14 protein-coding genes are annotated in these 13,627 nt (G+C 74.4%); 9 read left to right on the top strand and 5 right to left on the bottom strand.

Annotated elements, in window-relative coordinates:
• The 4 genes from ACFV4N_RS30605 to ACFV4N_RS30590 form a co-directional block, all read right to left on the bottom strand.
• Nucleotides 1-207: transposase (locus tag ACFV4N_RS30605; protein ID WP_499676097.1), on the bottom strand; the 207-nt coding region annotated here is incomplete at its 3' end.
• Nucleotides 208-281: 74 nt separating this feature from the next.
• A complete protein-coding gene (locus ACFV4N_RS30600) occupies nucleotides 282-1,538 on the bottom strand; it encodes a glycosyltransferase 87 family protein (RefSeq protein ID WP_499676096.1) in 1,257 nt (418 codons plus the stop codon).
• 209 nt (nucleotides 1,539-1,747) lie between these two features.
• Nucleotides 1,748-2,410, bottom strand: coding sequence for a response regulator (locus tag ACFV4N_RS30595; protein WP_499676095.1), 663 nt, complete (start codon nucleotides 2,408-2,410; stop codon nucleotides 1,748-1,750).
• Complete coding sequence (locus tag ACFV4N_RS30590; protein WP_499676094.1) at nucleotides 2,407-3,654, bottom strand: sensor histidine kinase; 1,248 nt, start codon at nucleotides 3,652-3,654, stop codon at nucleotides 2,407-2,409. The genes ACFV4N_RS30595 and ACFV4N_RS30590 overlap by 4 nt, the downstream gene beginning before the upstream one ends.
• A 207-nt stretch (nucleotides 3,655-3,861) precedes the next feature.
• Between ACFV4N_RS30590 and ACFV4N_RS30585 the strand changes: the two genes are divergently transcribed.
• The 9 genes from ACFV4N_RS30585 to ACFV4N_RS30545 all read left to right on the top strand — a co-directional run bounded on the left by ACFV4N_RS30585 (nucleotide 3,862) and on the right by ACFV4N_RS30545 (nucleotide 12,626).
• Nucleotides 3,862-4,512, top strand: a complete 651-nt coding sequence (locus ACFV4N_RS30585) for a response regulator (protein WP_499676093.1) — start codon at nucleotides 3,862-3,864, stop codon at nucleotides 4,510-4,512.
• 71 nt (nucleotides 4,513-4,583) lie between these two features.
• A complete protein-coding gene (locus ACFV4N_RS30580) occupies nucleotides 4,584-4,973 on the top strand; it encodes an ATP-binding protein (RefSeq protein ID WP_499676092.1) in 390 nt (129 codons plus the stop codon).
• Complete coding sequence (locus tag ACFV4N_RS30575) at nucleotides 4,946-6,151, top strand: sensor histidine kinase (protein WP_499676091.1); 1,206 nt, start codon at nucleotides 4,946-4,948, stop codon at nucleotides 6,149-6,151. Before ACFV4N_RS30580 ends, ACFV4N_RS30575 begins: the two co-directional genes overlap by 28 nt.
• Nucleotides 6,148-6,537: a response regulator gene (locus ACFV4N_RS30570; protein ID WP_499676090.1), complete on the top strand. Its 390-nt coding sequence runs from the start codon at nucleotides 6,148-6,150 to the stop codon at nucleotides 6,535-6,537. The genes ACFV4N_RS30575 and ACFV4N_RS30570 overlap by 4 nt, the downstream gene beginning before the upstream one ends.
• Before the next feature lie 26 nt (nucleotides 6,538-6,563).
• The gene (locus ACFV4N_RS30565; protein WP_499676089.1) at nucleotides 6,564-6,974 is read left to right on the top strand and encodes an STAS domain-containing protein; all 411 of its coding nucleotides are present in this window, start codon (nucleotides 6,564-6,566) and stop codon (nucleotides 6,972-6,974) included.
• Nucleotides 6,975-7,035: 61 nt separating this feature from the next.
• The gene (locus ACFV4N_RS30560; protein ID WP_499676088.1) at nucleotides 7,036-8,103 is read left to right on the top strand and encodes a spore photoproduct lyase family protein; all 1,068 of its coding nucleotides are present in this window, start codon (nucleotides 7,036-7,038) and stop codon (nucleotides 8,101-8,103) included.
• A 171-nt stretch (nucleotides 8,104-8,274) separates the two neighbouring features.
• Nucleotides 8,275-8,487 carry a hypothetical protein gene (locus ACFV4N_RS30555; RefSeq protein ID WP_499676087.1) on the top strand — a complete coding sequence of 71 codons (213 nt, stop codon included), beginning with the start codon at nucleotides 8,275-8,277 and terminating at the stop codon, nucleotides 8,485-8,487.
• Nucleotides 8,484-9,320, top strand: coding sequence for a cation:proton antiporter (locus ACFV4N_RS30550; RefSeq protein ID WP_499676086.1), 837 nt, complete (start codon nucleotides 8,484-8,486; stop codon nucleotides 9,318-9,320). The genes ACFV4N_RS30555 and ACFV4N_RS30550 overlap by 4 nt, the downstream gene beginning before the upstream one ends.
• Before the next feature lie 141 nt (nucleotides 9,321-9,461).
• Nucleotides 9,462-12,626, top strand: coding sequence for a S8 family serine peptidase (locus ACFV4N_RS30545; protein WP_499676085.1), 3,165 nt, complete (start codon nucleotides 9,462-9,464; stop codon nucleotides 12,624-12,626).
• A gap of 155 nt (nucleotides 12,627-12,781) precedes the next feature.
• Here ACFV4N_RS30545 and ACFV4N_RS30540 read toward each other — a convergent pair whose 3' ends face one another.
• Complete coding sequence (locus ACFV4N_RS30540) at nucleotides 12,782-13,582, bottom strand: ANTAR domain-containing protein (RefSeq protein ID WP_499676084.1); 801 nt, start codon at nucleotides 13,580-13,582, stop codon at nucleotides 12,782-12,784.
• Nucleotides 13,583-13,627: the final 45 nt, after the last annotated feature.

The raw sequence follows: 13,627 nt of genomic DNA, 5'->3' as shown, positions 1-13,627 counted from the left end.
GACTCCGGCCCGCTGCCAACGGCGGAACAATCCGTAGACGGTCTGCCAGGGCCCGTACTCGGGCGGCACGTCGCGCCACGGGGCGCCGACGCGCACCCGCCACCGGATGCCGTCGATGAGCTGCCGTTTACTCCATTTCGGCGGACGGCCCGGCTTGGCACCGACGGGCAGCAACGGTTGCAGCGCCGCCCACTGCGCGTCGGTCAAGTCGGCCCGCCCCGCTGCCGCTACGCTGGCCACGAGGTCTCCGGTACTGCAGGTTTGCTTGGTCGCTAACCCACTTACCGGAGACCTCGCCACGTTCCGGCCACCGACACGCCGCCGCTCACCTCAACCTTTGAAACACGGGCTAGACGCTTGTAGACCGTGGGCCGGAGCGGGAAGTCCGCCGGTAGGGCGCGCCCCTCGGTGCCGTTGTCGACGGCGGAGAGGGTTGCGTCCACGATCACCCGGCGGTAGCGCGGGGCTATCCGTGGTGGAATCGCCCGCGGGGATCGGGCACTGACTGTCAGCGCCACGAGGGCGGCGAGTGCGGCGAGCACGTAGGCGTTGCCCGCCAAGGACTCCAACGGGCTCCAGCTCAGCTCGTCGCCTCGAGGCGCCAGGGCCGGCACCCCGCCGCTGAACAGCACGGCGGTGGCGACCGCCGCCCACCGCGCACCCCGGCGCACCGCCAGGCAGCACAGCGGCACCACCCACACCCAGTGGTGGGTCCACGAGATCGGGCTCACCAGGAGTCCGCAGAACGCCGTCACCAGCAGGGCGGCCAGGTGGTCCGCGCGCCCGTGCAGGGTGCGCACGAGCAGGGCGGCCACCACCGCGCACACCGCGACGGCCAGGAGGAGGAGCAGTGGCGTGGCGGGCACGTCCGCCAGTCGGTGCGCCAGGCCGTGCAGCGACTGGTTGCCCCACCACCCGTTGGACAACGCGTCGTTCGCGCCGAGCACCGCCGAACTCCAGAACCGCCACGAGTCGGCTGGGAGCAGCGCGAAGCCCACCAGGCTCGCCGCGGCGAACGCGCCCACCGCGCGCAGCGCGTCCGCCCGCCGCCCGGTGAGCAGCAGGTGCCCGACGAACACCAGCGGGGTCAGCTTGACCGCCGCGGCCAACCCGATGAGCACCCCGGACCAGCGGGAACCGCGCAGGGCCAGCACGTCCACCACGACCAGCGCCATCAGCAGCACGTTGACCTGGCCCAGGCCGACCGTGCGCCAGACCGGTTCCAGCACCGCCGACAGGGGGATCAGCCACCACACCTCGGGTCGCGGGCCGGTCAGCCGCACCACCAGGCCGAGGGCCAGGGCCGTGAGCACCCCGAAGACGCCCCACACCAGTTGCGCGGGCAGGCCGGCCAGGGGCAGGAACACCAGGGCCGCGAACGGCGGGTAGGCGAACGGCAGGTCCGGCGACCAGTCCGGGGTGGCGGCCAACCGCTCGTACAGGGGTTCGCCGTGCAACACCGCGAGCGCGCCCGAGCGGTACACCGCGCTGTCGACGCCCACGGGCCAACCGGCCACCCACCACACGACGGCGATCACCGCCAACGCGCACGACAACGCACATGCCAACACCGTTGTGGCACAAGGTCTGCGGTCCGTCCACACTGAACTGGGCACGGCGTCGACGCTAGGGAATCCGGCGCCCGGAATCGTCCCGCCCGGGTGGTGTTCCCACCCCACCCGCCGGTACCGGGCGGACCGGACCGCTACCCCGGTACTGCCTCCCCGGAGGTGCCGCTCGTCGGGTGCTACTCGCCCGGCGACACCAGGCCGGACTCGTAGGCCAGCACCACGGCCTGCGCCCGGTCCCGCAGCCCCAGCTTGGTCAGCACCCGGCTCACGTGGCTCTTGGCGGTCTGGTCCGCGATGGTGAGCGCGCCCGCGATCTCCGCGTTGGACAGGCCGCGGGCGATCAGTCGCAGCACCTCCCGCTCGCGCGGCGTCAGGCCGTGCAGGCTCGGGTCGGCGGCCCGGTCCGCGGCGCGGGCGGCGAACGCCGCCACCAGCCGGCGCGTGACCGAGGGCGCGAACAGCGTGTGCCCGGCCGCCACCACCCGCACCGCGTTGACCAGGTCGGCCAGCGGCGCGTCCTTGAGCATGAAGCCGCTCGCACCCGCGCGCAGCGCGCTGTAGACGTACTCGTCGAGGTCGAACGTCGTCAGCACCAGCACGCGCGGCGGTTCGCCGTCGCCCGCGCCGAGGATGCGCCGGGTGGCCTCCAAACCGTCCATGGCGGGCATCCGGATGTCCATCAGCACCACGTCGGGCGCCAGCCGGGCGGCCAGCGCCAGCGCCTCCGTCCCGGTGCCTGCCTCACCGACGACCTCCAGGTCCGGCTGGGCGCTCAACGCCACGTGGAAGCTCTCCCGGACCATGGCCTGGTCGTCGGCGATCAAGACCCTCGTGGTCACCGGTCACCCCTCTCGTCCAGCGGCAGCTCGGCGACCACCCGGAACCCGCCGCCCGGCGCGGGCGTCGCGGAGAACGTGCCACCGAGCACCCGCACCCGCTCGGCCATGCCCGCGAGCCCCTGGCGCGGCCGGTCGGCGTCGGCGTCACCGTCCAGCGCGGGACGTGCCGCCGCCGCGTTCGACACCGTGATCCGGAGCCGGTCGGCGTCCACCACCAGCCTGATCGAGATGGCGGCGCCGGGCGCGTGCCGCGCGCTGTTGCTCAGCGCCTCCCGCACTATCCCGTAGGCGGACGGCCCGACGCCCGCGGGCAGCGGGCCCGCGCCGCACCGCAGGTCCAGGTCGATCGCCGTGCCCGCCGCGCGGAACCGCGCCACCAGCTCCTCGACCTCGCCCAACCCGGGCTGCGGCGCGGTCTCCGCCTCGTCGTCGGCGGTCCGCAGCGCGCCCAGCATCCGGCGCATCTCGGTCAGCCCGTCACGGGCGAGGTCCTGCAACAGCTGGAACTCGGCGCGCACCTCGGGCGCCAGGCCCGGCAGGCGGTAGGGCGCCGCGTCCGCCCGCAGCACGAGCACCGACATGTGGTGGCTGACCACGTCGTGCAGCTCCCGGGCGATCCGGGTGCGCTCCTCCAGCGCCGCCGCCCGCGCCTGCTCCACCACCCGCTGCCGGTCGGCCCGCCTCCGCAACCGCACCGCGTTGCCCAGCACCAGCACGCCCGCGCCCAGGCCGGCCGCCAGGAAGTGGTCGCGGGGGTCGGGCAGGTGCGGCCAGATCGCGACCGCCGACACGGCCCACGCCGTGATCAGCACCGGCTGGTCGTAGCTCTCGGCCAGGACGTAGAGGACGAACCCGGTGGTCACCGCCAGCCCCACCACCCACGGCCAACCCCACTGCCTCGTCACGTCGGCGTAGGGCGGGTAGGTGCAGGGCGCGAGGAGCAGCAGCAGCGCGGTCAGCCGCCACGCCACCAGCGGGCGCCGGACCGCCAGCGCCACCGGCAGGGCCGTGAGCAGGCCGACGAGCAGGATCACCGGGTCCAACTGCCTGAGCCCGTGCTCGCTGAAGGGCACGATCGCCAGGAACAGGGCCGACGCGGCGGTCAGCACCGTGACCGCCCGCCGGAGCTGGAGGGCGGCCGGCGGGTCGACGGGCAGGTCCGGCGGCGCACCGCGCGCCACGACGAGCACGAGCAACCGCACCGCCTCGCGAACGCGCCCCGACCACCGCCCCACCTCGGCCATCTGGCCACCGTATCGGGTGAGGGCGGTGCTCCGGTCGGCTCTCGGGGGCGTGGTGGTGCGGAGCGGGATCAGGGGCGCCCCGCCCGGTCGCACCCCCGCGACGTGCGCGGTCAGCGGGGCAGGTGATCGACGCCGATCCCGGTTCGGGCCGCCGACCGACTAGGGTGAGGGGCCGGCTCCGCACAGCTACCCAGGGACCGCACCACGATGTCGCACCGCCCCGATCCGCCCGCTCCGGTCCGCGTGGTCCTGGTGGAGGACCACCGCATGGTGGCCGAGGCGATCCGGCTGGCCTGGGCGGACTCCGACGAGGTCGAGGTCGTCTCGACCGCCGGTTCCGTCGCCGCCGCCCTGGTCGACGTCCGACGTCACCGGCCGGACGTGGTGCTGCTCGACCGCCGCCTGCCCGACGGCGACGCCCTCCGGGCGGTGCCGAGCTTCGTCGAGGCCGGGGCCAGGGTGCTGGTGCTGACCGGCGAGGCGACCGTGTCCGCGGCCTCCCTCGCGGCGGAGTCCGGCGCGGCGGGCCTGGTGCTCAAGTCGTCCCGGCTCGACCAGCTGACCGACGCGGTGCGGCGGGTGGCCGAGGGCGAGGTCGTGTTCGACGGCAACCTGCTGGCCGGCGTGCTGGACAAGCTGACCGGTCGGTCGGCCCCGCCGGGCGTGGCGCTCACGGCCCGGGAGCGGGAGGCGTTGCTGCTGCTCGCCGAGGGCGCCAGCACCGAGGAGATGGGCGAGCGCATGGGGGTGGCGCGCAACACCGTGCGCAATCACGTGCAGCGGATCCTGGAGAAGCTCGGCGCCAGGTCGAAGCTGGAGGCGGTGGTCATCGCCCGTCGGGACGGCCTCATCGACTGATGCTTTTGCACCAGGCCGGTGGGTGTCGGTGCGTCTGGGCGTCCGGCGGGTCCGTGCCGCACCGTGTCACCGTGGACGTTTCCCTGACGAACCCGGTGGCCGAGTTCAGCGCCCCGGCAGACCGAGGGGCGGCGGCGCTGGCCCGCGAGTTCGTCCGCAGGACCCTGGCCGAGTGGAAGTACCGCGGCAACCACGAGGACGCCGTGCTGGTGGTCTCCGAACTGGTCACGAACACGCTGCGGCACACCTCGGGCACCCCGCTGCTCAGGCTGGTCGGCGCCGCGCGCGGGCTGCGGATCGAGGTCGCGGACGACAGCGCCGCGCTGCCCCGGCCGCGCCCCGCCGGCGCCTCCGGCGGCTGGGGCGTGCACCTGGTCCAGCGGCTGGCGGCGCGCTGGGGCGCCGAACCCCGGCCCGGCGGCAAGGTCGTCTGGTGCGAGATGCCCGCCGCGACGTCCTGATCGTCACGACCCGACCGCGGGCGGCGGTGGTGGTCGGCTCGGCGTCGGGCACGACCGCTCCTGTTGTGGACCGGGTTGGTCCAGTGGTGGACAGTGTCGCCATGGCGGCGGAACCACCCAACCCCCTCGACCCCCACGAGAGGCCGCCGGTGGAGGCGTACCGCCTGCTCGTCGAGAGCGTGGTCGACTACGCGATCTTCATGCTCGACCCGCTGGGCCGGGTGGTGAGCTGGAACCAGGGCGCGGAGCGCATCAAGGGCTACCTGACCGAGGAGATCGTCGGGAAGCACTTCTCGGTGTTCTACCCGGCCGAGGACCTGGCCACGCGCAAGCCCTGGCACGAGCTGGAGGTGGCGGGCGAGGTCGGGCGGTTCGAGGACGAGGGCTGGCGGCTGCGCAAGGACGGCTCGCGCTTCTGGGCCAACGTGGTGATCACCGCCCTGTTCGACGGCGAGGGCAGGCTGCGCGGGTTCGCCAAGGTCACCCGGGACCTGACCGAGCGGCGGCGGGCCGAGCAGGCGCTGATCGAGCAGCGCAAGCTGGTCGGCCACCTGGTGGAGGCCCAGGAGCTGGAGCGCCGGCGCATCGCCTGGGACGTGCACGACGACTCGATCCAGGCGATGGTCGCGGTCGGCATGAGGCTCCAGCTGCTGGCCGACCGGTTGCCCGCCGAGCACGCCGACGTGGTGCGCCGGCTCGACGAGGCGGTGGGGGAGGCCATCGGCCGCCTGCGCGGCCTGGTGTTCCGGCTGCGGCCACCGGAACTCGACCGGTACGGCCTGGTCGAGGCGCTGGACCGCTACCTCGCCGACGTGTCCGCGCCGTGGGAGCTGGACTGCCGGCTGCGGCACGCGCTGGACCGCGAACCGCCCGCCGACTCGGCGATCACGATCTTCCGCATCTGCCAGGAAGCCGTCACCAACGTCCACAAGCACGCGCGCGCGACCACCGTCGAGATCACCCTGACCTCGGTCGACAACGGCACGCTGGTCGAGGTCGCCGACGACGGGGTGGGCATCGGTGAGCTGCCCGGCCGCAACTCCCCGGAGCACTTCGGCACCGTCGAGATGCGCGAGCGGGCGGAGACCGCCGGTGGCTGGTGGTCGCTGACCGACCGCCCGGGAGGCGGCGCCCTGGTCCAGTTCTGGGTCCCGACGCCGGGGGAGGTCGAGCCGTGACGCCGGGCAAGCTCAGCGTGGTCATCTCCGACGACGACGCCATGATCCGCGACGCCCTGCGCGACGTCCTGGACGCCGAGCCGGACCTGGAGGTCGTCGGGGTCGCCGCCGACGCGGACGAGGCCATCGCCCTGACCGCGCGACACGCCCCGGCGGTCGTGGTCCTCGACGTCCGGATGCCCGGCGGTGGCGGGGGCCGTGCCGCCCGGGAGATCCGCAGGTTGGCGCCGGGGACGGGCATCCTGGCGCTGTCCGCCCACGCCGACCTGGCCGCCGTGGAGGAGGTCCGGGAGGCCGGGGTCACCGAGTACGTCGTCAAGGGCGCGCCCAACCGTGACATAGTGGCGGCGGTGCGACGCCTCGGCACTGGTAGAACGTCGGGGTGACACCGCAGCCCACAGCGGGAGCCGCCGTGACCGAGCCGATCGAGCCGCAACCGTTCGGCATCGACGTGCGCGTCGACCGAACGGGTGATACTCATGTTGTCGCTCTTTCGGGTGAACTTGACGTGGACAGCGCGCCGCCCGTCCACGCCGCCGTGGACGACGCGCTCAACGCCAGGCCGCCGCTGCTGCTCCTGGACCTGACCGAGGTGGTGTTCTTCGGCTCGCCGGGCCTGTCGCTGTTGTTAGCGGCGCACGAGCGGGCCGTCGGCGCGGGCGGTGCGATCGCCGTCGTGGCCGACCGCAGGCCGGTGCTCAGGCCGCTGGAGATCACGGGCGTCACGGCGGTGCTCGACGTCTTCGCCTCCCGGGCCGAGGCGCTGCACGCGCTGGGGGCGGTCGTCCAGCGGACGGGCGCGCCCCACGGCCTCACCGGGTGAGTCCCGGCACACGGACCCGTTCGTCGTGCGGTTTCGTCGGTCCCGCTCGGACACTGGAGGGGTGACCACCGCACCGCCGCTGATCTCGCCCACCCGCATCTACGTGGAGCCCGCCGCCGCCGCGTTGCCGCGCGGGCGGGCGGTGCTCGACCGGTTCCCGGACGCGGAGCTGGTCGAGGTGGCGAGCCACTGGCAGATCCCCGAGCTGCACGGCGACGAGGCGAACGCCCGCCGCTGGGTGCGGATCAAGCGGGAGGCGCTCGTGCTCGGCGTCAAGAAGTCGCTCTCGGCCCGGCCCAACGGGCGGTCGGCGCACTTCATCGCCCCGTCCACCGCCAACGGCTGCGCGATGGCCTGCGCCTACTGCTACGTGCCCCGGCGCAAGGGCTACTCCAACCCGATCACGGTGTTCGCCAACATCGAGCAGATCACCGGCTACCTGGCCCGGCACGTGGCGCGGCAGGGGCCCAAGGCCGAACCGGACCAGGTCGACGACCACGCCTGGGTCTACGACATCGGGGAGAACTCGGACTGCTCGGTCGACGCCCTGGTCAGCGACAACGTGCGCGACCTGGTGGAGCTGTTCCGCGACCTGCCCACGGCCAAGGCGTCGTTCGCGACCAAGCACGTCAACCGCGAGCTGCTCGACTGGGACCCGCGCGGGCGCACGCGCGTGCGCTTCTCCCTCATGCCCGAGCGGACCGCGAAGCTGCTCGACATCCGCACCAGCCCGATGGCCGAGCGGCTGGCCGCCCTGGACGACTTCCGCGCGGCGGGCTACGAGGTGCACGTCAACCTCAGCCCGGTCGTGGTGCACGACGGGTGGCTGGACGACTGGCGGGAGCTGCTGGAGGCGCTGGGCGACGCCGCCTCGCCCGGGACCAGGGCGCAGCTCGCCGCCGAGGTGATCATGCTGACGCACAACCGGGCGCTGCACGAGGTGAACCTGCGCTGGCACCCGAAGGCGGAGGAGCTGCTGTGGCGGCCGGACCTCCAGGAGGTCAAGCGCAGCGAGGGCGGCGGGGTCAACGTGCGGTACCGGGCGGGCCTCAAGCGCGGGCTGCTCGACGAGCTGTTGGCGCTGATCGACCGGCACGCCCCGTACCTGAGGGTGCGGTACGCCTTCTGAGCCGCCGGGCACCGGAACGGCCGGCCGTCGACCCCCCGGCCTGGCCCGCTCGGCGAACCGCGCTACTCGTCCAGGTCGGACTCCCCGCGGCCCCCGCGGGTCGGCATGCTCGACGAGCGGGCCGTGCCGGGTGGTGACCGCCGCGGCCCCGACCGATGAGCGGGGGACGAGGTGACGAAGCACCAGGCGGCCTTCTTGCTGGTGGACTTGGCCTTGATCGTGGGGTCGGCGCTCGTGCCGTTCCTGCTCGGCGTGCTGCTGTCGCTGCACCTGGTGCGGCACCACGAGACGGTGAACCGGCTGGGCTTCGCGCTGTTCATGAGCGTGGCGCTAGCGGTGACCGCGTTCCCGGTGCTCGCCAGGACCATCGCCGACCGGGGATGAACGGCACCCGCCTGGGCACGATCGCGCTGTCCGCGGCGGCGGTGTGCGACGTGGCGGCGTGGTCGGCGCCGGCCCCGGTGCAGGCGATCGCCGGGCAGGGCGGCGTGCCGCACTGGCAGGTGCTGCTGGTCGTGCCTTACGCGGTGCTGATGTTCGTGGCGGTCCGGCCGCTCCTGGCCCGGCTCCTGGTCCCGGGCGCGCCGCTGAGCCCGGGCAACTTCACGGTCGTGCTCATGGGCGTGCTCGCCTCGGCGGCGGCCACCCAGCTCATCGGCCCGCACTTCATCTTCGGCGCGTTCCTGTTCGGGCTGGTGATGCCCAGGTCCGTCAACGGGGTGGCGCGCGGGGACGTCCTGCGCCGCACGCAGGTCGGCACCGCGCTGTTCCTGCCGGTCCACTTCGTGGTCGCGGGCCTGAACGTCGACCTGTCCGGCCCGGGCGCGGGCGGCACGCTCGACCTGGCGCTGATCATGGTCACCGCGGTGGTGGGCAAGATGGCGGGCACGTTCCTCGGCGCGCGTTCGCAGGGCCTGTCGGGCAACGACTCGGCGGTGCCGGCCACGCTGATGAACACCAGGGGCCTCACCGAGCTGATCGCGCTCGGCGTGGGCCTCCAGGCCGGTCTGCTCGACCAGCGGCTGTACTCGCTCATGGCGGTGATGGCCGTGGTCACCACCGCCATGTCCGGCCCACTGCTGACCTGGTTGAACGCTCGGGCGCGGAGGACCGCGAACCTGGCCGGGCGGATTCCCGGCCCGCTCCCGCGCTCCCGTTGTCCACACAACGTTGTTCAGCGTCGGGATACCGAACCTGAACATCCCCCGCGGCTCTAACGTCAGGCCGGTTCGACCCGGAACCGCCGGATTCCGCACCGCCGCCACGGCGGTTCCTCCGATGCCGGACGACATTGGGAGACAACCGTGTCACGTGCTCGAACACCTCGGCGCGCCGCCTGGCCGGCGACCGCCACGGCGATGATCCTGTTAACGGGCAGCACCACCGCGGTCGCCACCGCCTCCGCGACCACCGCGACCACGACCACCACGACCGGCGCGACCACGACCGCGGCCGGCCCGACCACGACGGTCACCCTGGTCACGGGCGACCGCGTGGTGCTGGACGGCGACCGCGTCGTGGCGGTCGAGCCGGCCGCCGGGCGCGAGGGCGTGTCGTTCCACGCGTTCCACCGCGAGGACCACGTGCACGTCGTGCCCGCCGACGCCACCCGGCTGCTGGCCCGGGACAGGCTGGACCCGCGGCTGTTCGACGTCACCGGCCTGGTGGAGGCGGGCTACGACGACGCCCGCCGCGACAGCGTGCCGCTCATCGTGACCCGCGGGGACGACTTCACCACCGCCGAGGCGCCCAAGGCCGAGTCGGCGCCGGGTTCCGCGTTCCGGGCCCTGGTGGACGACCCGGGCGTGCGGAAGGTCTGGCTGGACGGCGTGCGCCGGATCTCGCTGGACCGCTCCACCGCCCAGGTCGGCGCGCCCGCCGCGTGGGCCGCGGGCTACACCGGGGCGGGCGTCAAGGTCGCCGTGCTGGACACCGGCGTGGACGGCGACCACCCGGACCTGGCGGGCAAGGAGATCGCGGAGCGCAACTTCACCAGCGAGCCGGACGCCGTCGACCGGGTCGGCCACGGCACGCACGTCGCCGCCACCGTGGCCAGTTCCGGCGCGCCGTACCGGGGGGTCGCGCCGGACGCCCGGATCCTGGACGGCAAGGTGTGCCAGGCCGGCGGCGGCTGCCCCGAGTCCGCGATCCTGGAGGGGATGCGGTGGGCGACCGAGCAGGGCGCCGACGTGGTGAACCTCAGCCTCGGCGGCCAGGACAGCCCCGGCCTCGACCCGCTGGAGGAGGCCGTCAACACCCTGTCCGCCCGGACCGGCGCCCTGTTCGTGATCGCCGCGGGCAACTCCGGTTCGCCGAGCAGCGTGGGCTCGCCGGGCAGCGCCGACGCCGCCCTCACCGTGGGCGCGGTCGACCGCGACGACGGCATCGCGCCCTTCTCCAGCCGAGGACCGCGCGTCGGCGACGGCGCGATCAAGCCGGACATCACCGCGCCCGGCGTGGACATCGTCGCCGCCAAGGCCGCCCATGCCTCCATCGGCACGCCCGTCGGCGACGCGCACCTGGCGATGTCCGGCACCTCCATGGCGACCCCGCACGTCGCGGGCGCGGCGGCGCTGATCGCCCAGCAGCACCCGGACTGGACCGGGTCGCGGATCAAGGCCGTGCTCACCGCGTCGGCCGAGCCGAACCCCGACCTGACCGCGTTCGACCAGGGCGCGGGCCGGCTCGACCTCGCCCGCGCCATCACCACCACGCTCACCACCGACCCGGTCGCCGTCAACCTGGGCCTGCAGCTCTGGCCCCACCACGACGACACCCCGGTCACCAAGGAGCACACCTACCGCAACGCGGGCGACGCGCCGGTGACCCTCGCCCTCGCCGTCGAGGCGACGTCGCCGGACGGCACGCCCGCGCCCGCGGGGATGTTCACCGTCACCCCGACCGAGCTGACCGTCCCGGCGGGCGGCGAGGCGACGGCGAGCGTCACCGCCGACACCAGGCTCGGCGCCCTGGACGGCACCTACTCCGGCGCGGTCGTGGCGACCGGCGGCGGCGAGCCGCTGCGCACGCCGATGGCCGTGGAGCGCGAGGTGGAGAGCTACGACGTCCCCTTCGCGCACACCGGCCGGTCCGGCGCGCCCGAGGAGACCTACTACACCTACGTCTACGGCCTGTCCAACACGCGGATGGCCTACCTCAGCCCGGGGCAGGACACCCTCCGGCTGCCCAAGGGCGACTACTTCCTCGTGTCCGAGCTGGGACCGGCGGACGGGCTCACCCTGCTCGTGCAGCCGGAGCTGGCGGTCACCGGCGACGGCGTCGTCACGCTGGACGCCAGGGTGGCGCGACCGCTGCGCGTCACCGCTCCCGACCCGGACGCCGCGCCCGGCCTGCACGCGGTGGACCTCACCAGGCGGTACGGCGACATCCTGACCGGCGTCGTCGGCATCTACGCGCAGGGCTTCCCGGAGGGCATGACCATCGGGCACGTCGGGCGGGAGCTGCCCGAGGACGAGCTGAGCGTCGTGATCGGCGCGGAGTTCCGCGGCGCCCCCGTGGACTCCGCGCCGGTGACCTACCGGTTCTCCTGGGAGGAGCTCGGGCACGCGCCCACCGGGCTGGTGCGCGCGCCCGCGCGGCGCGACCTGGCGCGCGTCCGCACCTCGTTCGGCCCCGCGCTGCCGGGGAAGGTCTTCGTCCACGGCATCTCGATGATCAACTCCTTCGGCTACAGCGGCGTCTCCGGGCTGGTCGAGGTGCCGCCGTCCGGTTCGGGGATCGACTACGTCGCGGCCGGCGACAACCCGTGGCGGCGGGTGTTCTTCCAGGACGGGGCGCAGCTCAGCGAGACCGGGCTGTTCTCCGGCGAGGAGCGCTACCGCGCCGGCCGGACCTACGACAGGTCGCTGCACCACCCGGTGTTCGGGCCCGCGCTGCCGTCGACGCGCTACCCGTACCTGTCCCGGCTCGGCGACCGGATCGACTCGGGGGTGCCGCTGTTCGGCGACCGGGAGGGCAACGAGGGCTTCTCGCTGACCTCGTCCGCGCGCACCGCGCTCTACCGGGACGGCGAGCTGGTCGGGGAGACGAACAACCCGGACTTCGCCCAGTTCCAGGTGGAGCCGGGCCGGGCCGAGTACCGGCTGGAGGCCAAGGCGGTCCGCGCGCCCGACATCGCCGAGTTCGGCACGGAGGTCGGGCTGAGCTGGACCTTCCGCTCCGACACGGTCCCGGGCGACCAGGCCCGGCCGCTGCCGCTGTCGGTGGTCCGCTTCACCCCGGAGCTGGACGGCTCCGGCGCGGCGCCCGCGGGCCGGGTCCTGCGCGTGCCGCTGGTGGTGGACCAGCAGGAGGGCCCGGACCGGGTCCGGCTGCGGCGCTTCCGGGTGGAGGTGTCCTTCGACGACGGCCGGAGGTGGGCACCGGTCCCCGTGGCCGGCTCCACCGCGCTGGTCCGCAATGACGCGGGCAAGGGCGCGTACGCCTCGCTGCGGGTCGAGGCGACCGACGGCAGGGGCCACGCGCTGGAGCAGACCGTGATCCGGGCGTACCGGCTCGGCTGAGCACGTCGAGGGGGCCGCCACCGCCGCGGCCCCCTCGGCTTCCGCCTCGCCCCGCCGCGCCGCCGCGCCGGCCCGTCGCGCTGCCGTCCCACCCCGCCTTCGTCCACCACCGCCGCCCACCGCCGCCGTCCACCACCGCCGTCCACCACCGCCGTTCACAGCAGGTGCGGGTCCTCCCCGGTCTCCACCAGCCGCCGAGCGAGGTCGCGCAGCTTGGTGTTGCGGTGCTGCGAGGTGGTGACGAGCCGGTCGAACGCGGCCCGGTCGGTCAGCCGGTGCCGTTCCATGAGGATGCCGACCGCCTGGCCGATGACCTGGTTGCTGCGCACGGCGTGCCGGAGCTGCCGCTCCACGTCGGCGTGCTCGGCGGCCCGGCAGGCGCGGTCCAGGGCGGTGGCCAGGTTGGCGGCCAGCACGTCGGCGAGGATCTGCTCGTCGGCCCCGACCACGCGCGGCCTGGGGAAGGTGACCCAGAACCGCCGCCCGTCCGCTTCGAGCAGCAGGCCGGGCGCGGGGCAGCGGGTGGTCGCGGCGGGCGCGGCGATGTCCGGCCCCAGCACCACCACCTCGCCGCCGAACACCTCGCCCAGCCCCGCGGTGACGGCGTCGAGCAGCTCGCCCGGGTCGAGCAGCGACGTCAGCCGGGTGGCCAGGTCCACGGCGGTGGCGCGCCGGGCCCGCGCGGTGTGGTCGCGGGTCACGTCGCGGACCGTGCCGACCACCAGCACCCGGTGCTCGCGCTCGTCCGCCACGGTGCTCGTGGTCACCGCGACCCGCACCGCGCCGCCGTCCCGCCTGCGGAACTCCACCTCGTCGGTGGGCCGCGCGGGCTCCTCCCCGTCCGGCAGCCAGGGCAGCGGCGGGTGGTAGGGCGCGTCGGCCCGGCCCCAGCCGGTGATCCGCTCGAACGCGTCGTTGACCTCCAGCACCACCCCGAACGCGTCGGCGATGAACACCCCGTCGTGCGGTCACCCAGGACACGTCCATGACGCCTTCGTCGC

Origin of the sequence: Actinosynnema sp. NPDC059797, assembly GCF_042732085.1 — a bacterium.
In the GTDB taxonomy this organism is placed as follows: Bacteria; Actinomycetota; Actinomycetes; order Mycobacteriales; family Pseudonocardiaceae; genus Actinosynnema.
Note: the sequence above shows the minus strand (reverse complement) of the source record. Positions and strands in the feature narration are given on the sequence as shown.

Excerpts from the sequence above, each read along its gene's own strand:
- ACFV4N_RS30590 (WP_499676094.1), bottom strand. The coding sequence starts at position 3,654 with ATGGCCGAGGTGGGGCGGTGGTCGGGGCGCGTTCGCGAGGCGGTGCGG.
- ACFV4N_RS30585 (WP_499676093.1), top strand. The coding sequence starts at position 3,862 with ATGTCGCACCGCCCCGATCCGCCCGCTCCGGTCCGCGTGGTCCTGGTG.
- ACFV4N_RS30550 (WP_499676086.1), top strand. The coding sequence starts at position 8,484 with ATGAACGGCACCCGCCTGGGCACGATCGCGCTGTCCGCGGCGGCGGTG.
- ACFV4N_RS30545 (WP_499676085.1), top strand. The coding sequence starts at position 9,462 with ATGATCCTGTTAACGGGCAGCACCACCGCGGTCGCCACCGCCTCCGCG.